This is a genomic window from Actinacidiphila cocklensis (assembly GCF_907177275.1).
Lineage (GTDB): Bacteria > Actinomycetota > Actinomycetes > Streptomycetales > Streptomycetaceae > Actinacidiphila > Actinacidiphila cocklensis.
Genome location: NZ_CAJSLV010000074.1, coordinates 37806 through 57622 on the forward strand (window position 1 = coordinate 37806; position 19817 = coordinate 57622).

General features: G+C 73.9%; 15 protein-coding genes and 1 pseudogene. 3 read left to right on the forward strand and 13 right to left on the reverse strand.

Annotated elements, in window-relative coordinates; translation table 11 throughout:
- Positions 1-12: 12 nt before the first annotated feature.
- From NFU81_RS27585 to NFU81_RS27625, 9 genes are all read right to left on the reverse strand, one after another.
- Positions 13-1047, reverse strand: coding sequence for an aldo/keto reductase (locus NFU81_RS27585; protein WP_251495334.1), 1035 nt, complete (start codon positions 1045-1047; stop codon positions 13-15).
- Positions 1044-4967 carry an ABC transporter ATP-binding protein gene (locus tag NFU81_RS27590; protein ID WP_251495336.1) on the reverse strand — a complete coding sequence of 1308 codons (3924 nt, stop codon included), beginning with the start codon at positions 4965-4967 and terminating at the stop codon, positions 1044-1046. Before NFU81_RS27590 ends, NFU81_RS27585 begins: the two co-directional genes overlap by 4 nt.
- Positions 4964-6349, reverse strand: coding sequence for an LLM class flavin-dependent oxidoreductase (locus NFU81_RS27595; RefSeq protein WP_251495339.1), 1386 nt, complete (start codon positions 6347-6349; stop codon positions 4964-4966). Before NFU81_RS27595 ends, NFU81_RS27590 begins: the two co-directional genes overlap by 4 nt.
- Positions 6333-7181 (reverse strand): ABC transporter ATP-binding protein, encoded by an 849-nt coding sequence (locus NFU81_RS27600; RefSeq protein WP_251495342.1) that lies wholly within the window; start codon positions 7179-7181, stop codon positions 6333-6335. Before NFU81_RS27600 ends, NFU81_RS27595 begins: the two co-directional genes overlap by 17 nt.
- Positions 7157-8056, reverse strand: coding sequence for an ABC transporter permease (locus NFU81_RS27605; protein WP_251495345.1), 900 nt, complete (start codon positions 8054-8056; stop codon positions 7157-7159). Before NFU81_RS27605 ends, NFU81_RS27600 begins: the two co-directional genes overlap by 25 nt.
- Positions 8053-9120 carry an ABC transporter substrate-binding protein gene (locus tag NFU81_RS27610; RefSeq protein WP_251495347.1) on the reverse strand — a complete coding sequence of 356 codons (1068 nt, stop codon included), beginning with the start codon at positions 9118-9120 and terminating at the stop codon, positions 8053-8055. The genes NFU81_RS27605 and NFU81_RS27610 overlap by 4 nt, the downstream gene beginning before the upstream one ends.
- A 74-nt stretch (positions 9121-9194) precedes the next feature.
- Entirely contained in the window at positions 9195-9698 is a 504-nt protein-coding gene (locus NFU81_RS27615; protein ID WP_251495350.1) for a flavin reductase family protein, read from the reverse strand.
- 427 nt (positions 9699-10125) lie between these two features.
- Entirely contained in the window at positions 10126-11397 is a 1272-nt protein-coding gene (locus NFU81_RS27620) for an ROK family transcriptional regulator (protein ID WP_422665302.1), read from the reverse strand.
- A gap of 320 nt (positions 11398-11717) precedes the next feature.
- On the reverse strand, positions 11718-12338 hold the full coding sequence (locus NFU81_RS27625) for a TetR/AcrR family transcriptional regulator (protein WP_251495378.1): 621 nt from the start codon (positions 12336-12338) through the stop codon (positions 11718-11720).
- 114 nt (positions 12339-12452) lie between these two features.
- On the opposite strand from NFU81_RS27625, the gene NFU81_RS27630 reads away from it, so the two are divergent.
- Complete coding sequence (locus tag NFU81_RS27630; protein WP_251495354.1) at positions 12453-13160, forward strand: SDR family oxidoreductase; 708 nt, start codon at positions 12453-12455, stop codon at positions 13158-13160.
- A gap of 159 nt (positions 13161-13319) precedes the next feature.
- On the opposite strand, the pseudogene NFU81_RS27635 reads toward NFU81_RS27630, so the two are convergent.
- The 3 genes and pseudogenes from NFU81_RS27635 to NFU81_RS27645 form a co-directional block, all read right to left on the reverse strand.
- Positions 13320-13493: pseudogene (locus tag NFU81_RS27635) on the reverse strand (cytochrome P450); the annotation flags it as partial.
- Positions 13494-13716: 223 nt separating this feature from the next.
- Positions 13717-14391, reverse strand: coding sequence for a uracil-DNA glycosylase (locus NFU81_RS27640; protein ID WP_251495358.1), 675 nt, complete (start codon positions 14389-14391; stop codon positions 13717-13719).
- A 49-nt stretch (positions 14392-14440) separates the two neighbouring features.
- Positions 14441-15877, reverse strand: a complete 1437-nt coding sequence (locus NFU81_RS27645; RefSeq protein ID WP_251495361.1) for a dihydrolipoyl dehydrogenase family protein — start codon at positions 15875-15877, stop codon at positions 14441-14443.
- Between the two features lie 168 nt (positions 15878-16045).
- Here NFU81_RS27645 and NFU81_RS27650 point away from each other — a divergent pair, with 168 nt between their 5' ends.
- Positions 16046-16642 (forward strand): histidine phosphatase family protein, encoded by a 597-nt coding sequence (locus NFU81_RS27650; RefSeq protein ID WP_251495364.1) that lies wholly within the window; start codon positions 16046-16048, stop codon positions 16640-16642.
- Positions 16643-16814: 172 nt separating this feature from the next.
- Positions 16815-18338 (forward strand): apolipoprotein N-acyltransferase, encoded by a 1524-nt coding sequence (lnt, locus tag NFU81_RS27655; RefSeq protein WP_251495367.1) that lies wholly within the window; start codon positions 16815-16817, stop codon positions 18336-18338.
- Here lnt and NFU81_RS27660 read toward each other — a convergent pair.
- The gene (locus tag NFU81_RS27660) at positions 18310-19209 is read right to left on the reverse strand and encodes a Gfo/Idh/MocA family protein (RefSeq protein WP_251495381.1); all 900 of its coding nucleotides are present in this window, start codon (positions 19207-19209) and stop codon (positions 18310-18312) included. The two genes, lnt and NFU81_RS27660, sit on opposite strands and share 29 nt — an antisense overlap.
- Between the last annotated feature and the right edge of the window lie 608 nt (positions 19210-19817).

A 19817-nucleotide genomic window follows, 5' to 3' on the forward strand; every position in this document is an offset into this window, starting at 1 on the left:
GTCCGGGCAGACTCAGGCCGCGCGCCGGCGCAGGGTGGGGTCGGTCAGGGAGGGCGGGGTGTAGCCGCTGTCGCGGGCCGACAGGTTCACCCCCGGCGGCACGATCTCGTCGATGCGGTCGAGGATCTCCCGGTCCAGCGTCACCTTGTCCGCACCGAGCTGGCCCTCCAGCTGTTCGAAGGTGCGCGGCCCGATGATCGCCGAGGTGACGCCGGGGTGCTGCAGCACGAAGGCCAGCGCGAGCTGGACCAGGGTGAGCCCGGCCTCCTGCGCCAGCTCGGCCAGCGCGTCGGCCGCCGCGAGCTTCGCCGCGTTCTCGGCCGCACCGATGTCGAAGCGCGCGGCCTGCCGCTGCGAACGGCTGGAGGCCGGCTGCCCGGCACCCCGGCGGTAGCGGCCGGAGAGCCAGCCGCCGGCCAGCGGGCTCCAGGAGAGCACCGCCAGGCCGTAGCGCTGGGCGACCGGCAGCACCTCGCGTTCGATGCCGCGGGCCAGCAGCGAGTACGGCGGCTGCTCGGCGACCACCCGCTCGCGGCCGCGGCGCTCGGCGGTCCACTGGCCCTCGACGATCGCCGACGGCTCGAACGTCGAGGTGCCGATGTAGCGGATCTTGCCCTGGTGGACGAGGTCGGACAGCGCGCCGAGCGTCTCGTCGAAGTCGGTGCCGGGCTCCGGCCGGTGCACCTGGTAGAGGTCGATCCAGTCGGTGCCGAGCCGGCGCAGGCTGTTCTCCACCTCGCGGACGATCCAGCGGCGCGAGTTGCCCTGCTCGTTGGGGTCGCTGCCACGGCTGCCGTGGAATTTCGTGGCCAGTACGACGTCGTCCCTGCGGCCGCCGGCGAGGGCCTTGCCGACGATGGTCTCCGACTCGCCCTCGGAGTAGACGTCGGCGGTGTCGACGAGGTTGATGCCGGAGTCGAGGGCGTGGTGGATGATCCGGATCGCGTCGGCGTGGTCCGGGTTGCCCCGGTGGCCGAACATCATGGTGCCCAGGCACAGCGGGCTGACCTGGACGCCGGTGCGTCCGAAGGGGCGGTACTGCGTCATCGTGCTCTCCCGTTGACGAGATGGTCGGTGGTGGGGTCGGCGGGCGGTGCCGCGGCGGGGGCCAGCTGGTCGACGGTGGCCGCCGCGCCGGTCTGCCGGAAGGCGTCCCAGAGCCTGCGGTACGGGCCGTGGGCGGCCAGCAGCGCGGTGTGCGGGCCGGTCTCGACGACGGTGCCGCGGTCGATGACCACGACCCGGTCGGCGCGGGCGGCGGTGGTCAGCCGGTGCGCCACGACGAGCGTCGTACGCCGCCGGGTCAGCGCCTCGGTGGCGGCGGCGACCCGGCTCTCGGTGGCCAGGTCGAGCGAGGCGGTGGCCTCGTCCAGCAGCAGGATGTCGGGGTCGACGAGTTCCGCGCGGGCCAGCGCGAGCAGTTGGCGCTGCCCCGCCGACAGGTTCCTGCCGCGCTCGCCCACCGGCTGGAGGTAGCCGAGCGGCAGGGCCGCGACCATGTCGTGGGCGCCGACCGCACGGGCGGCGGCCTCCACTTCCGCGTCGGACGCGGCGGGCCTGCCGTAGGCGATGGCGTCCCGTACGGTGCCGCTGAACAGGTGCGCCTCCTGCGGGACGACGCCGAGCCTGGCGCGGAAGGCCGCGAGGTCGAGGTCGCGCAGGTCGTGCCCGTCGACGAGGACCGCCCCCGAGGTGGGGTCGTAGAAGCGGGCGATGAGCTTCATCACGGTGGACTTGCCGGCGCCGGTGGCGCCGACCAGCGCGACGGTCTCGCCGGGGGCGATCCGCAGCGAGACGCCGTGCAGCACCTCCTGGCCGCCGCCGCCCGCGTATCCGAAGGACACCTGCTCGAAGGCGATCTCGCCGCGGAGCGCGGCGACCGGCAGCGGGGACGCGGCGGCCGGGGTGCCGGTCGGGGTGCGCATCAGCGTACGCAGCCGGCCGAGGCCGACCACGGCCTGCTGGTAGCCGTCGAAGACCTGGGACAGCTGCTGGATCGGGGAGAAGAACAGGTCGACGTAGAGCAGGAAGGCGATCAGGGTGCCCGCGGTCAGTGCCCCCGAGCGGACCTGGCCGGCGCCGACCGCCAGCACGGCGGCGGTGGACAGCACGCCGAGCAGCTCGACGAAGGGGAAGAAGGTGGCGATGTAGCGCTGGGCGCGCAGCCGGGAGTCGCGGAAGGCCCAGGCGAGCGCGGCGAAGTCGCGGGCGTTGCGGTCCTCGCGGCGGAAGGCCTGGGTGACGCGGATGGCGGTGACGTTCTCCTGGAGGCAGGCGTTGACGGCACTGATGCGCTCCCTGGCCTCGTGGTAGGCGGGCACCGAGTGGCGGCGGAAGAGCGCGGTGCCGCCGACCAGCAGCGGCAGCACGCACAGCAGCACCACGGCCAGGCCGGCGTCGATGACCAGCAGGGTGACCAGCACGCCGAGCACGGTCAGCAGGCTGACGACGGCGGTGATCAGGCCGGTCTGCAGGAAGTTGGACAGCGCGTCCACGTCGGTGGTCATCCGGGTCATGATCCGGCCGCCCAACTCGCGCTCGTAGTAGTCGAGTCCGAGCCGCTGGAGCTGGGCGTAGGTCTTCACCCGCAAGCTGTAGAGCAGCCGTTCGCCGGTACGGCCCGTGGTGCGGGCCTGGGCGATGCCGACGACCCAGTCGGTGCCGACGACGGCCGCCGCCGCGCCCGCCGCGACCAGCAGGACGGTGCCCGAGTGGCGGGCGACGCCGTGGTCCACGCCGTGCCTGACCAGGATCGGCACCGCGATCTGCGCGACGGCGTCCGCGGCGACCAGCAGCAGCCCGAGCAGCAGCGGCAGCCGGAAGGGGCGGATCAGCGCCCGCAGCCCGAAGTGCGGGTCTGCGGCCCTGGTCCGGTCGGCGGGGACTTCGGGGTCGGCGTCGGGCAGCGGCATCCGGGCCAGCCCGTCGAGGAGTTCGGCGGTCGGCGGCGCGGCGCCGAGCACTCCCGCGCCCGGCCCGCCGCGCCCGCGTCCGGCGGTGGCCGCGCTGAGCGCCATGGCCTGGGCGGCCTTGAGATCGGCGTCGTCGCTGCGCTGCTCCGCGTCCGTCCCGGTGCGCCGCCACAAGCCGGCGGTGACGGCGGGCGGTGCGGTGTCGTCCTCGGCGGCGGGGACGTACTCGGCCGGGCCGCCGGCCGGCGCGTCGGTGCCGGCCCCCTCCGGCTCGGTGACGTCGGCCGCCGACAGCAGGCTGCGGAACAGCGCGGACCTGGAGCGCAGTTCGTCCATGGTGCCGGTGTCGACGACCCGGCCGCCGTCCAGGACCGCGATGCGGTCGGCCAGTTCGAGGGTGGACCTGCGGTGCGCGACGATCAGGGTGGTGGGCCTGCGGGTCGCGGTGCGCAGCCCCTCGTGGATCTCGGACTCCACCCGGGCGTCGATCGCGGACGTGGCGTCGTCGAGCACCAGCACTGCGGGGTCGCCGAGCAGCGCCCTGGCCAGCGCGACGCGCTGCCGCTGCCCGCCGGACAGGGTCAGGCCCTGCTCGCCGACGACCGTGTCGTAGCCTTGCGGCAGCCCCTCGACGAACTCGTCGGCGCGGGCGATGCGAGCGGCCCGGGTGATCCGCTCCTCGGACACGTCGGGGTCGCCGTAGCCGATGTTGGCCCGCACCGTGTCGGACAGCAGCAGGCTCTCCTCGAAGACGTAGCCGACGGCGCCGCGCAGCGAGTCCAGCCGCAGGTCGCGGACGTCGGTGCCGGCGACCTTCACCGCACCGGACGCCACGTCGTAGAAGCGCGGCAGCAGGGCGGCCGCGGTGGACTTGCCCGAGCCCGCGGGGCCGATCAGGGCGACGGTCTCGCCGGGTGCGACGTCCAGGGTGAAGCCGCGCAGCAGCGGCTCGTGCCCGCCCCCGTAGCCGAAGGTGACGTCCTGCCAGCTGAGCGCCGGGGGACCCGCGGGCAGGTCCACCGCGCCGGGCGCGTCGGCGATGACCGGGGCCTCGTCGATGACCTCCAGTACGCGCTCTGTGCCCGCCCTGGCCTGCTGCCAGACGGTGAGCAGGGTGGCGACCTGGCGGACCGGGGTGACGAAGGAGCCGAGGTAGCTGGTGAAGGCCAGGAAGGTGCCCAGCGAGATCCGGCCGTGCAGCGCGAGCCAGCCGCCCAGCGCCAGCACCGCGACCTGCCCGAGGGCGGGGACGGCCTGCAGCGCGGGGGTGTAGCGGCTGGTGTAGCGGACCACCCGCAGCCGGGAGGAGAACAGCCTCCTGGCCTTGCCCTCCAGGGCCGCGAGTTCGCGCTGCTCCTGCCCGAAGCCCTTGACGACCCGGACACCGGTGACGGCCGCCTCGACGGTGGAGGCGACCTCGGCGGCCTCCTGCTGGGCGTGCCAGTTCGCCGGGAAGAGGTCCTTGCGGCTGCGCAGCGCGATCAGCCACAGCAGCGGGCCGACGACCAGCGCCACCACGGTCAGCAGCGGCGAGAGCAGCGCCATGAAGACCAGCGAGACCAGGAACATCAGCGCGTTGCCGGTCATGTTGGGCAGGAACTGCAGCAGCGTCTGGATCAGGGTGATGTCGGAGATCGAGCGGCTGACGACCTGCCCGGTGCGCAGGTCGTCCTGCTGGGCGCCGCCGAGCCGCAGCAGGGCGGCGAAGGCGTCGCCCCGCAGGTCGTACTGCACGCCCAGCGACAGCCGGCCGGCCCGGTAGCGGCGGGTGTAGCCGGCCGCGAAGCGGATGAGGCCGAGCCCGGCGAGCAGCGCGATCCACCAGCCGAGCGGGCCGCCGGTGCCGCCCGCGACGGCGTCGACGACGTGCCGCAGGACCAGCGGCAGCACCGCGGTGGCGACCGCGGCGACCACCGCGCCGGTGAAGGCGGCGAGCAGGTCGCCGCGGTGCCGCAGGCAGTAGCCGCCGAGCCGGCGTGCCCAGCCGGCCGGCGGCGCGGCAGGGCCGGCCGCGGTGGCGGCCGGCCCGGAGGCCGCCGTCCTACAGCCGGTCACGAAACCTCCGTGAGTGCGATGCCGAGGTGTCCCGCCGCGGCGTCGACGGTGTCGAAGAGGCGGTTGGCGGGGCGCGGCAGCCCGTAGTGCTCGCGCAGGGTGCGGCCGGTGTACTCGGTCCTGAACAGGCCGCGCTCCTGGAGGATGGGCACCACCCGGTCGACGAACAGCTCAAGTCCCGAGGGCAGCACGGCGGGCATGATGTTGAAGCCGTCGGCGGCGCCCGCGTCGTACCAGTGCTCGATGGTGTCGGCGACCTGCTCCGCGGTGCCGGCGAAGGTGCGGTGGCCGCGCCCGCCGCCGAGCCGGCCGATCAGCTGCCGTACGGTCAGCCGCTCGCGCCTGGCCAGCTCCACGATGAGGGTGAAGCGGCTCTTGGCGCCCTCGATCTCGTCCTCGCCGGGGATGTCGGCCGGGAGCTCCCTGTCCAGTTCCAGGGTGGCCGGGTCGACGCGCAGGGTCTTGGACAGCTGCCGCACGGCGTACTCGGGCCTGATCAGCCGGTCGAGTTCGTCGTCCAGCGCCCGCGCCTGCTCCTCGGTGTCGCCGATGACGGGCACGATGCCGGGCAGGATCTTGATGCCCTCGGGGTCGCGGCCGAAGCCGACCGCGCGCTGCTTGACGTCCTTGGAGAAGGCGACGGCCTCTTCGAGGGTCTGCTGTGCGGTGAAGACCGCCTCCGCGTAGCGGGCGGCGAAGTCCTTGCCGTCCTCGCTGGAGCCGGCCTGCACGAGCAGCGGGTAGCCCTGCGGGGAGCGCTGCACGTTCAGCGGTCCGTCCACCCGGAAATACCTGCCCCGGTGCTCGAACCTGCGCACCCGGTCGGCGCGGGCGTGGACGCCGGACTCCTTGTCGGCGATCACCGCGTCGTCGGCCCAGCTGTCCCACAGCTTGGTGGCGACGTCGACGAACTCGGCGGCCCGCAGGTAGCGGTCCCGGTGCAGCGGGGTGTCGTCGAGGCCGAAGTTGCGGGCGGCGTCGGCGCCCGCGGTGGTGACGATGTTCCAGCCGGCCCGGCCGCCGGAGACATGGTCGACGGAGGCGAACCTGCGGGCCAGGTTGTACGGCTCGTTGTAGCTGGTGGAGGCGGTCGCGATCAGGCCGATGTGCTCGGTGACCGCGGCCAGCGCGGTGAGCAGCACGGTGGGTTCCAGCTTGTTGGCGGGGCGGCGGCCCGGGTCGCCCATCAGGACCGGGCTGTCGGCCAGGAAGAGCGAGTCCAGCCTGCCGCGCTCGGCGATCCGGGCGAGGTTCTGGTAGTGCGCGATGTCGGTGCCGCCGGACGCCGGGCTCTCCGGCAGCCGCCACGCGGCCTCGTGGTGCCCGACGGACATCAGGAACGCGTTCAGGTGCAGCGGCTTGCGGTCAGGCCTGCGGGTCATGGGGGTCCTTCTCCTTGTGCGGCTGCCCGGCGGGGGCGTCGGCGGGGTGCGGTTCGGGGTGCACGGGGTCGGCGGACGCGTCGTGCTGGTCGACGCCGAGCGCGGTGAGCAGCGTGTCGCGGTACTGCTGGAAGCGCGGGTCGCGGCGGCTGCGCGGGGTCGGCAGGTCGATGGCCAGGTCGACCGCGATCCGGCCGTCCTCCAGGACCAGGACGCGGTCGGCGAGTTCGACGGCCTCGTCCACGTCGTGGGTGACCAGCAGCACCGCGGGGCGGTGCCGCTCGTACAGCTCCCGCAGCAGGTCGTGCATCCTGATCCGGGTGAGGGCGTCGAGCGCGCCGAACGGCTCGTCGGCCAGCAGCAGTTCCGGGTCCCGGACCAGGGCTCTGGCCAGGGCGGCGCGCTGCTGCTCGCCACCGGACAGCTCGTGCGGCCAGGAGCGCTCGCGGCCTTCGAGGCCGACCTCGGCGAGCGCCTTGGCGCCGCGCTCCTTGGCGTCCCTGCCGCGTACGCCGAGCACCACGTTGTCCAGCACCCGCAGCCAGGGCAGCAGCCGGGAGTCCTGGAAGGACAGCGACACCCGCTCGGGCACGTCCAGCTCCCCGGAGCCGGCGACCCCGTGGTCGAGCCGGGCGACGGCCCGCAGCAGGGTCGACTTGCCGGAGCCGCTGCGGCCCAGCAGGGCGGTGAACTCCCCCTGCCCCAGGGTCAGGTCGAGTTCCCTGAGCACGTCCCGGTCGCCGAAGGAGCGCACCAGCCGGGTGGTGCGGACCGCGGCGCCGGCCCGTCCTGTGGGGCGCTCGGCGATCAGTCCGCCAGTGTGCGTCGCCATGACAGCACCCTCCGTTCTGCGGCGCGCACCAGCGCGTCCGACACGAAGCCGAAGATTCCGTAGACGACCAGGCCGACGATGATCACGTCGGACTGGGCGTACAGCTGGGCCTGGAACATCATGTAGCCCAGGCCTTTGGTGGCGTTGACCTGCTCGACCACCACCAGGCCGAGCCAGGAGGCGGTGACCGCGAGCCGCAGGCCGACGAAGAATCCGGGCAGCGCGCCGGGGACCACGACCTTGCGGATGAACTGCAGGCGCGACAGGTCCAGGCTCTCGCCCAGCTCGACGAACCTGCGGTCGATGCCGGTGAGCGAGGCGTAGGTGTTGATGTAGATCACGACCGCGACGCCCAGCGCGATCACGGTCACCTTCATCTGCTCGCCGATGCCGAGCCAGAGGATCATCAGCGGCAGCAGCGCGAGCGAGGGGATGGCCCGCTTGACCTGGAGGGTGCCGTCGAGCAGGTACTCCCCGATCCGGCTGAGGCCCGCGGCGACCGCGAGCACCACACCGGCGAGCACCCCGAACAGCAGCCCGAGCCCGGCGCGTTGCAGCGAGACGGCGACGTTGCTCTGCAGCCGCCCGCTCCTGATCAGGTCGACCGCGGTCGAGGCGACGTCGCCGGGTCCCGACAGGATGCGCGGGTCGAGGTAGCCGGAGGCGGACGCGGCCCACCAGACCAGCACCACCAGCACGGGGCCGGTCAGCCGGGCGAAGGGGATCGCCCTGCCGGGGCCGAGCCGCCGCCGGGTGCCGGTCGCCGAGGTCGCTGTACGGCGCTCCCTCGAAGCGGGGGCGGCAGGAGCGGCGGTCCGGGTGCGCGCCTCGGCCGCGGGCTCGGCGGTGCGGACCTGGGGCAGGATGTCGGTCATGACGCCACCTGGTACTTCGCCGGTACGGCCTGCGCCGCCAGCCCCTCGAAGCGGCGGTCGAAGAGCGTCTCGGCCTTGATCTTCGGTACGAAGCCGCCCTCGGCCATCAGGTCGGCCGTCTCCTGCTCCCACGCGACGGCCTTGTCCCAACTGCGCGGGAACTGCGGCTGGGAGAGCGAGGAGACGATGCGCTTGCCGTCCGCGGTGGTCACGCCCTGGTCCTTGACGTAATAGCTCCGGATCCACGCGTCGGTGTTCTCCCACGCCCACACCACGCCCTTGGCCCACAGCGGGATGAAGCTGCGGATGGCGGCGACCTTGGCGTCGTCGTTGAGGACCTCGGTGGGCGCCCACAGGATCGACAGCAGGTCCACCACGTCGGTGGTGACGGCGCGGGCGCCGTCCTTGCCGTACTGGCCCAGGTACTTGGTGAGCGACGGCTCGCCCAGCGGCGCCACGTCGACCTGCTTGGCCTGCAGCGCGGTCAGGAACTGCGTGCTGGGCAGCGGGATCAGCTGGACGTCGGAGTTCTTCAGCCCCGCCTCCTTCAGGGCGCGCAGCACCACCACACCCTGGGCCTGGCCCTGCGAGAAGGCGATCTTCCGGCCGCGGAAGTCCTTCGCCGAGGCGATGGCGTCGCCCGATCCGGGCGCGGTCGCGAAGCTGTAGATCGGGTGGTCGCGGCTCTGGACGGCGACGATACGGGCGCCGACCTTGATGGCCTCCGCCTGGATCGGCGGAATTCCGGCGTTGCTCGCGAGGTCGATGGAATGGGCGCGGAATCCCTGGATCACATCGGGTCCTGCGGTGAGGTTGGGCCAGCTGGAAACGGTGAACGGCAATTGCTTGTCGAGCCCCGAGTCCGCCAGTTGCAGCTGCGCGGTGTGAATGGATATCGCGAGTTTCGTGCCCGCGGGCGGCGCACCGGAGGGAAGTGCGCGGGTCGGGACGGTGTCGATCGACTCCGTCGAATTACGGGAGCAGGCGGCGAGGAGTGCGGCGCCTCCCGCGAGGGCGAGAAAGGACCGGCGTGGGACGATTCTGGCGGTGGGGCGTGTCGTCATGGTGAATTCCTGGGGAGAGGCCGGAGTGTCGTCCGGTCGCTGGTCGGGTGAGGTGGTGCCGGATACGGAGCCGGTCACAGCGAGTGGTAGCCGCCGTCGTGGAAGACCAGCGGGCTGCGGGCGCCGCCGGCCCAGGAGTCCTGGACCCGGCCGATCACGACCCGGTGGTCGCCGGCCGGCAGGATCTGCTCGATGTCCACCCGCAGCCACCCGGTCACCCCGTCGAGCACCGGGTCGCCGGCCGGCAGCCGGCGCCACCGGGTGGGCTCGGCGAACCGGTCGATGCCGCTGGTCGCGAAGGTCCTGGCGAGCTGCTCCTGGTCGGCGCCGAGGAAGTTGACCACCGCGCTGCCGGCCTGCTCGACGTGCGGCCAGGACGACGCGGTGACGCCGATGCCGAAGGACACCAGCGGCGGTTCGAGCGACAGCGAGGTGAGCGAGGTCGCGGTGAAGCCGGCCGGGCCGCTGCCGGCGTCCACGGTCACGACGACCACGCCTGCCGGGTGGTGGCGGAATATCTGCTTGAACCGCTCAGGGGCGATGCCCGTGGCGGGAAGGGACGGCACGGTGATGGTCAACGTCTCCCCCGATTCGCAATGGTGGGGCGGATTGTGCGCAGCGGAAAGCACCGCGTCGACGGCCGCACGGCATTGTGCGGCGCACTGCAGGCGCGGCTGATCACACAGCGGAACGCATGGGAAAATCGATGGGATCGGGAATGCAGGGACCGGTGCGGCGGCGATTACGCGGCGCGGCGGGTGCCCTGACAGGAACGGCATGCCGAAGGGGCGCCATGGGCGCTGCGGCGACAACACGCACATCGGGCAGTGTCACCGGCCGGCGTGGCGGGCGCGCGGAAGGAAAGCGCCGCACTCGGCGCCTGCTCCGGATTCCGCTGCTTACCGTTCATGTTTCCATTCTCGCTTCCGAGTTGCACCCGGGTCAACAATGCAACTGCCTGAATTAAGTCGGATATCCAGGCGGCGGGACGGGCGTGACGCCTGCTCAGCACACGGCGGGCAGCGCGGGCCACGGTCCGAGCGGGTCGGCGTAGAGCGCGCCGAGCGCCACCGCGGCGCCGGCGACCGGCAGGACCGAGCCGATGAAGCTGCTCGGCACCACCGCACGCTCCGGGTCGTCGCAGACCCAGGAGCGCGCGGCGACCTCGGCGCGCAGCACCCCCAGGCACTCCGGCAGCCGCCCGGCCCCCGGCTCGACGACCACCACGACCTCGGGGTCGAACATGTCGAGCAGCAGCGCGACCGCCCGGCCCACCAGCAGCGCCCGGCGCCGGAAGAGGTCGACCGCCCGCGGCTCGCCGGCCAGCGCCAGGTCGAGCAGCGCCCGGAAGTCGGCGACGGCCAGGCCGCGTTGTGCGGCCTGCCGTACGAGCGCGGGCTCGGAGACCTCGGACTGCAGGCATCCGGGAGTGCCGCACGTACAGGGCTCGGCCGACGGGGTGCCGGGGCCGACCGGCAGGTGCGCCACGCTGCCGGCCGCGGAGCGCGGGCCGCGGTGGACGCCGTCCGCGGTGGCGAAGGCGGCGTCCACGACGGCGCCGACGAAGAGCAGCACCGCGCTCTCCCGGGTGGCGACCGCGCCCAGCAGCTGCTCCGCGCGGGCCAGCGCCCGGGAGTGGCTGTCGACGTGCACGGGCAGCCCAGTGGCCGCGGCCAGCACCTCACGGGCCGCCACATCGCGCCAGCCGAGGCGCGGGTGGTCCACGATCACCCCGGCGTCGGGGTCCACCCACTGGCCGGTGGCGACGCCGAACCCGAGGACCGTACGGCCCTGGGCGTACGCCGCGACCAGCCGGGGCAGCCGGTCGGCCAGCCCGCCGAGCACCCGCTGCGGATCGGTGCCGCTGTGCGGCCTGCGCTCCTCCGCGACGATACGGCCGCGCAGGTCCATCAGCGCCAGGGTGGAGTGGGCGACGGCGATGTGGGCGCCGGCCACCAGATAGCGGCCGGTGTCGATCTCCAACGGGATGTGCGGGCGGCCGAGTCCGCGCGGACCGGTGGTCTCCTCGCTCTCCCTGACCAGCCCGCGGGCCAGGAACTGCGTGCAGTGCCCGCTCACCGCCGCGGGCGAGAGCCCGGTCAGCCGGGCGACGGTGCTGCGGGCCACCGGGCCGTGGTCGAGGATCGCACCGAGCACCGCACCGGCGGCCGGGGGGCGGCGGGGCGTGCCCGCGGGCGGCCGGACGTCGGCGCGGCGCAGCGGAGTCGGGGGCGGCGGGGCGGTGTCACGGCGATCGGGCGGCGGGAGGACTCCCACGGTGGCCTTCCAGGTGGTCGACGGCGGCGAGGCGTACGGTTGCGGCCGCACCGGTGGTGAACCGGGCGGGCGGGCAGCCTCGTTGGCGCTCCTCACGGAGCTGTGCTGTCAGACCTGGTGACACGCGGCGGAGCACACACGCTTGAGGTCGACATGACCCCGCGTCGTCAGGTGTGTGGTGCGCTGCATGCCGCGCAACGTAACCGGCGCGAGAGCGGCCGGTCAAACACCTGCCCACATGATGGACGGATTGACCACCGGGTGGACCGCCCTCGCCGGGCGCAGCGGGCGCCTCGCGACCACTCCCGGGACCGCGTCCTTCACCCCGCGATGCCCGCCGCGTCGATCAGGGCGGCGGCCGTGGTGACCGCGAGCCCTTCCAGGGTGTCCGCGCCGATCCCGGCCCTGGCACTGGCGCCGTCGAAGACCAGCGTCAACTGGCGGGCCAGCAGGTCCGGTTCCGCGGCACCACCGCGTACGGCCTCCGCCCGGAAGAAGTCGGTGAGCACCTGCTTGCCGCGGGCGGCGACCACGCTGGCGGGGTGCTCCGGGTCCTTCAACTCGACCTGGGCGGCAAGGAACGGGCAGCCGCGGTAGTCGGGCGAGAGCGCGGTCTGCTCCAGCCGCTCGAAGACGTGCAGCAGCCGGTCGCGGGGAGCGCCGGGACCGTCGGGCGGCGGCAGCACCAGCGCCTGGTAGCCGGCCGCGGACCGGTCGAGGGCGGCGGCCAGCATGTCGTCCTTGCCGGCGAAGAGCTGGTACATCGAGCGCTTCGAGACACCCGCGGCCTTGCACAGGGCGTCGATGCCGACGCCGACGCCCTGCCGGTAGGAGAGCGCGGACGAGGCGTCCAGCAGGCGTTCACGGGAGGACGCCTTCGCTGCGTTCCCTGCGGACGACGGCTCCCGGGCTGGTGGCGACTGCTTCGCGGTGGTGGCCATGAGTCGAGAGTACCGCGCGGGCTCGACATCGGAAACAGATCGGTTTACGCTGGTGGAAACCGATCGGTTTCCACCGTTCGGCGGCACAGCCACTCCCCTACCGAAGGAGCAGTCATGCAGATCAAAGGCGCAGTCGTCCTCGTCACCGGCGCCAACCGGGGCCTCGGCGAGCAGTTCGTGAAGGCGCTGCTCGACGCGGGCGCCGCCAAGGTCTACGCCGCCGCCCGCAACCCCGACTCGGTGCGGGTCCCCGGAGCGGTGCCGATCGCCCTCGACATCACCGACCCCGCCTCGGTGCGCGCCGCAGCCGAGCAGGCACAGGACGTCACCCTGGTCGTCAACAACGCCGGCAGCTCCACCGGAGCGGCCATCCTGGACGGCGAGCTGGGCGCGTACCGCACGGAATTCGAGACCCACGTGCTCGGCACCCTCGACGTCAGCCGGGCCTTCGCACCGATCCTGGCCCGCGGCGGCGGCGGCGCGATCCTCAACGTCCTGTCGGTGCTGTCGTGGGTCACGCTGCCCGGCAGCGCCGCCTACGCCGCCGCGAAGTCGGCCGAGTGGTCGGTGACCAACGCGCTGCGGGTGACGCTGGCCGAGCAGGGCACCCAGGTCACGGCACTGCACGTCGGCTACATGGACACCGACATGACGGCCGCCGTCACCGCGCCCAAGCTCGACCCCGCCGACGTGGCGCGCACCGCGCTGGCCGGCGTGGAAGCGGGGCTGCACGAGGTGCTCGCCGACGACCTCAGCAAGCAGGTCAAGGCCGGCCTGGCAGCCGACCCGACCGCGCTCTACCCGCAGCTCGCAGCGAGCTGAGCCGGGGGCGGCGGCCGCCCTCCCCCGAGGTGGACGCGCCGGGCCCGCGCGGGCACCCGTGCTACCGGACGAGGACGGGAAGTGCGGCCAGGCCGTGGACCAGGCGGGGTGGATGCCGTGGCCGAACGCCAGGTGGCCCGCGGCATCCCGATCCGGTTCCAGGCTCTCCGGTTCCTCGTAGCGGGCCGGGTCGCGGTTGGCGGCGCCGATCGCCACCTGGACCGGTGCGCCCGCCGGAATGTCGGTACCGCCGAGCGTGATCGGCTGGGTCGCGTACCGGGTTCCGGGAGGGCCGGCAGCTGCTGAGTGGCTGGGAGTGGGAGGCAGCGACACCCCGAGGCTGCGTGGGCAGCCGAGCGGCCTCCGGGTGGTGCACCAACCTACCGCGCCTGCCGCGGAGTTGCCGCTTGGTGCGAATCGCCGTCAGGGGCGGGCGTGTTCCAGGACTCAAGCAGCCGCAGGGGCTGTTCGGTCGGTGAGCCCGGTTCCACGTTGCAGACGTACAGAGTCTGTTCCCCGTCGCCGGGAGGCGAGCTGATCACACCCCTCGACGGGATCAACGTCCCTCGTACGAGGCGGCGTTGAACGCGGCGAGCTGCTCGGTGAAGGCGCGGGCGCCGCCCTGGGCCGGGTGGCGGAGAGGGGTTGCCTCGATCCCCGCGCGGGCCAGGGCTCCTTGCGCCTTGCGGCCCACCGCGAGGAACGCCGTGATGCCGAACGCCTCCGCCAGTGCGCGCGCGACCGGCGCGCCGGCGGCCACCTCGGCCGCCCGGGGCGCCCGGTTGGTCGCCGGACGCCCGGGCTCGTGCGGGTGGTTGGGGTAGATCGCCCACATCAGCGGGAGCGGTCCGCGCCACGCGGCCAGCGCCCGCCAGACGATCGCCGAGGACTGCTCCCAGTCCGCACCGGGATGCTCGGGCAACGCGAACCCGTCGCCCTGCGGAGACCCGGTGATGAGCCCGGGCCTGGCCGTCAGCTGCCGCATGCTCGTGAACGGCACCCCCGACACGGTGTGCCCGCGGTAGCCGGGTGCCTCACCGACCATCAGCACCCGCGGCCCGCCGTCGGCCATGGCGGCGGCCGTCAGCTCGTGGTAGCGCCGCAGATTGGATTCGCGAAGCCGCCCGTCCGGCTCGGGGCCGTACAGGAACTCCGCGTCGTCCGGCGTCGGAAGCGCACGCAGCAGCTCCCAGAACCTGCGGGTGTCGACGGTCCCCACCTGCTCCACCACGCTCTCTCCGCCCCGACGGCGACTCCCCACGGACGAGGTGGGTCCGCCCTCAGCCGCGGTACGTCTCCAGCAGGCGCAGCCAGATCTCGCTGATCGTCGGGTAGGCGGGGACCGCGTGCCACAGCCGGTCCACCGGCACCTCGCCCACGACCGCCACCGTCGCCGAGTGCAGCAGCTCGCCGACACCCGGGCCGACGAAGGTGACGCCGACCAGGATGCCGCGGTCCAGGTCGACGACCATCCTGGCTTTGCCGCGGTACCCGTCGCCGTACAGGCTCGCGCCGGCCACGTGGGCCAGGTCGTAGTCGACGACCTGGACGCGCCGCCCGGCCTGCTCCGCCTCGGCGGCCGACAGGCCCACCGCGGCGACCTCGGGGTCGGTGAAGACCACCTGCGGCACCGCCGCGTGGTCGGCGGTCGCCACGTGCGCGCCCCAGGGCGCGTCGTCCACCGGCTCGCCGTTGGCCCGGGCGCCGATCGCCGCCCCCGCCATCCTGCCCTGGTACTTGCCCTGGTGGGTGAGCAGCGCCCGGTGGTTGACGTCGCCCGCCGCGTAGAGCCAGCCGCCCTCCACACCGGTGACCTGGCAGGTGTCGTCGACCGTCAGCCAGCTGCCCGGCTTGAGGCCGACGGTCTCCAGGCCGATGTCGCCGGTGTGCGGGGCGCGTCCGACGGCGAAGAGCACCTCGTCGGCGCTGATCCGGGCGCCGCCCTCGAGGCCGATCCTGACCTCGCCGCCGGCGCCGTCCCGCTCCACCGACGCGACGTTCGCCCCGAACCGCAGGTCGACGCCCGCCTCGCGCATCGCGTCGGCGACCATCTCGCCGGCGAAGGGCTCGACCCGCTCCAGCAGCGCGCCGCCCCGCACCAGCAGGGTGACCTGGGAGCCGAGCGCCTGCCAGGCGGTGGCCATCTCGACCGCCACGACACCGCCGCCGACCACCGCGAGGCGCCGCGGGGCCTTCTTGGCGCTGGTGGCGTCCCTGCTGGTCCACGGGTTGACGTCGGCGATCCCCGGCATGGGCGGCAGGGCCGCGGTCGTGCCCGTGCACACCGCCACCGCGTGCCGGGCCGCCAGCCGGACGCTGCCGCCCTCCGGGGTCTCGACGACCACCTGGCGGGGACCGTCGAGCCGGCCGTGGCCGCGTACGAGATCCACGTCGACCGAGTCGAGCCAGGCGACCTGGCCGTCGTCCTTCCAGTTCGCGGTGAAGTAGTCGCGCCTGGCCAGCACCGCGGGGGTGTCCAGCGGTCCCTGCACGGCGTCCTTCAGCCCCGGCAGCCGGCGGGCGTCCGCCTGCGCCAGAGCCGGGCGCAGCAGCGCCTTGCTCGGCATGCACGCCCAATAGGAGCACTCTCCGCCGACCAGTTCGCTCTCCACGACCACCGTGCTCAGCCCGGCGGCACGCGCGCGGCCCGCCAGGTTCTCACCGACCGGGCCTGCACCGATGACGATCACGTCGTAGGTGCGGGGGGCGTCGTTCATGGCAGCTCAGCTCCTGTTGCTGTCGGCGCACGGCGGGGGCGGGCCTGGGGGGCGCGCGGTCATCGTAAGGCGCCCGGTGACCGGAAGCCTTTCCCGCCCCCCGCGTGTCATACGCGTGCGACGTATGATCAATTCGGGGAGCCGAACGGCGTCGCAGGAGGTGCAGCAATGGGCGAGCTGGTGCTGATCCGGCACGGTGAGACGGAGTGGAGCCTGACAGGGCAGCACACCAGTTACACCGACCTGCCGCTCACCGAGAACGGCGAGGCGCAGGCCCGCTCCCTGGCGCCGCTGCTCGCCTCCCGGCACATCTTCTGCGTCCTGACCAGCCCGATGCAGCGCGCCCGCGACACGGCGAAGCTGGCCGGTCTCGACCGCACCAGGGTCGATCCCGGGCTGCACGAGTGGGACTACGGCGGCTACGAGGGTGTGACCACCCGGGACATCCACCGCGAGCGGCCCGGCTGGGACTTGTGGACCGACGGTGTGATCCCCGGCCCCGAGGGCCATCCGGGTGAGACGCCGCAGCAGATCGGCGAGCGCGCCGACCGGGTCCTGGCCCGCGCCGACGCGGCCTTCACCAACGGCGACGGCGGCGATGTGGTGCTGGTCGCACACGCCCACTTCCTGCGGGTGCTGACGGCCCGCAGGCTGGGCCTGCCGCCCGCCGACGGCGCCCTCTTCCAGCTGGCCACCGGTACGGTCAGCAGGATCGGCTCCGAGCACGGCCGCCATGTGCTGACCTCGTGGAACCGCCAGCCCTGAGCCGTACGCCCGCCGCCTGAACGGCCGTACGCCCGCGGCGGACCCGGCACCCGACACGCCGGGCACCCCGCATGTCGCCGTCTGCCGGGGACGCGCGCGAGCGACGACACTGGTCGCTCCACACTCCCGTCCCCGTACGGGCCGGTGTGCGCCGACAGGTGAGGGAGCGCGTATGACGGTGACGGCACAGGATCAGCGGCCGCGGCTTGCGTCGCCCTGGACCCGCGGCGGCGCCGCGGCGCTTGCCGGGGCGCTGCCCGCGCTGGCCTTTCCCGCGCCGTCGCTGTGGTGGCTGGCCTATGTGGCCCTGGTGCCGTGGATGCTGCTCGCGCGCTCCGCCCCGAGTGCGCGGCGGGCCGCGCTCGACGGGTGGCTGGGCGGGGCCGGCTTCATGCTGGCCGTGCACCACTGGCTGATCCCGAGCCTGAACGTCTTCATCGTGGTGCTGGCGCTGCTGCTCGGCACGCTGTGGGCGCCCTGGGGCTGGCTGGTGCGCCGGCTGCTGGGCGCGGGCGCGGTGGGGCCGCCGCGGGTCGCGCCCGCGCTGGTGCTGCTGCCGTGCGGCTGGCTGATGGTGGAGCTGGCGCGGTCCTGGCAGTATCTCGGCGGTCCCTGGGGGCTGCTGGGGGCCAGCCAGTGGCAGGTGGCGCCGGCGCTGCGGCTGGTGTCGATCGGCGGGGTGTGGCTGGCCAGCCTGCTGGTGGCGCTGGTGAACACCGTCGTGGTCGCGCTGGTCGCCGTCCCCGAGGTGCGCAGGCCCGCCGTCGGGGCGCTGCTGGCCACCGCGGTGCTGACCGCCGCGGTCTGGCTGTGGACGCCGCGGCCGCACGCGGCGGGCAGCACCAGGATCGCCGTGGTGCAGCCCGGGGTGATCGCCACCGGCGACGCGCGGCTGGACCGGGAGGTGCAGCTGACAGCGCAACTGGCCGGCAGCCACCCGGACCTGGTGGTGTGGGGCGAGAGCAGCATCGGCGTCGACCTGACCGCGCGGCCCGACGTGGCGCGCAGGCTGGCCGCGCTGTCCCGGCAGGTCGGCGCCGACCTGCTGGTCAACGTGGACGCCAAGAGGGCCGACGGCAGCGGTATTTCCAAGACCTCGGTGCTGATCGGCCCACACGGGGCGAGCGGGCCGTCGTACGACAAGATGCGGTTGGTGCCGTTCGGCGAGTACATCCCGCTGCGGACGGTGCTCGGCTGGGCGACCTCGGTGGGCAAGGCGGCGGGCGAGGACCGGCAGCCGGGCAGCCGGCAGGTGGTGATGGACACCGGGCGGCTGCGGTTCGGACCGCTGGTGTGCTTCGAGACGGCCTTCCCCGACATGAGCCGCCATCTGGCGGGCGACGGCGCCCAGCTGCTGGTGGCCCAGTCCTCCACGTCGTCCTTCCAGCACAGCTGGGCGCCTGCGCAGCACGCCTCGCTGGCCGCGCTGCGGGCCGCGGAGAGCTGGCGGCCGATGGTGCACGCCACGCTGACCGGGATCAGCGCGGTCTACGACGCCGACGGCCGGCGGGTCGGCCGCAGGATCGGCACCGGGGCCGGCACCACGGCGGTCTACCAGGTGCCGCTGGCCTCCGGCCGCAGCCTTTACGTGCGGTTCGGCGACTGGGTGCCGCACCTGGCGCTGCTGCTGGTGCTGGCCGCGGCGGCCTACGAGCTGACCCGGGCGGTCAGGGGGCCAGTGCCCGTACCTCGGTGACGATCCGTTCGCACAGCTCGTGGGTGGCGAGGGCGTCCCGCCCGTCGAGCGGGGTGCCGGCGCGGACCGCGTCGAGGAAGGCCAGGGTGATCTGCTCTATGCCGCGCTGCCGGGCGACCGGCACCCAGTCGCCGCGGCGGCGCACCGTCGGCTGGCCCTTGTGGTCGACGACCTCGGCGAGGTTGAGCACCTGGCGCCTGGTGTCGGCACCGCTGATGTCGAGGCTCTCCTCGACCGAGCCGCTCATCCGGTTCATCGAGCCGATCGCGGTGAAGCCGTCGCCGGACAGCTGCAGCACGACGTGGTGCAGCAGGCCGTCCACGACCTTCGCCGAGACCCCGACCTGCTCGACGGCGCCCGGTGCGAGGAAGCGCAGGGTGTCCACGACGTGGATGAAGTCGTCGAAGACGACCTCGCGGGGGTCGTCCGCCAGGCCGATCCGGTTCTTCTGCAGGAAGATCAGGTCCCGCGGGTGGTCCAGGCACTGCAGGTAGCCGGGCGCGTAGCGGCGGTTGAAGCCGGCCATCAGCGACACCCCGCGCTCCTCGGCGAGCGCGACCAGGCGGCGGGCGCCCTCGGCGTCCCGGGCCAGCGGTTTGTCGACATAGACCGGCACGCCCGCCTCGACGACGCGGGCGGCGATCTCGACGTGGGCTTGCGTGGGCGCGTGGACGAACGCGGCGTCCAGGCCCTGGTCGAGCAGCGCGTCCAGGGTGGTGTGCCGGTGCGGCAGCCGGTAGGTGTCGCCGATCCTGTCCAGGGTCGCGGGGGTGCGGGTCTGGAGGTGGAGTTCCAGGCCCGGCTGGGCGGTCAGCACCGGCAGGTACGCCTTCTGCGCGATGTCACCGAGGCCGATGACGCCGATCTTCAGTGGGGCGCTGCCCGATGCCATCCGCACTCCTTGAGCCGTTGCCGTACTTCCCCTGGTGGGGGCGGTTTCACCGCAGCATACGGGCCGGTTTCCGGCCCGCTTCCGGGCGGGGCCGCCGTTGCCTTTCACCCGCAGGGGTGAGTGGCGGGTACACCGGGGCAGGACTTTCACTCCTGCGGGGACTGTCGGGCGCCGTGCGGTGCGGGCAGGGTGGGCGGAGTGCGCCTGCTTCCCGCTGCGGTGCTCCTGCTGGCGGCCTGTGCCGCGGCCGGATGCACCACCGTCTCCCCTGTCCCAACCGACGCCGTCCCGGCACCGACCCGCGGGGCGCCCGACGTCGTACGGCTGACGCCGCCGCCGTCGCGGCCGCTGCTGGCGACCGCACGGCCGGACGCCGATGCCGCGGCCGCCGGGGCATCGGCCGGTGCGGCGCCGGCGCCCGGAAGGCAGCCCACCGCCGCCATGCCGCGCCGGACGCCGCCGGTACGGCACCGGCCGCACCCGCGGCGGTCCGGGGCGCCCCGGGTGTGGTCGGCGCCGGCGGGGGGGGGCGCCCCGCCGGGCTGCGCGCCGGGGGCCCCCCACCGGGGTTCGCCGGGGGGGAGCGG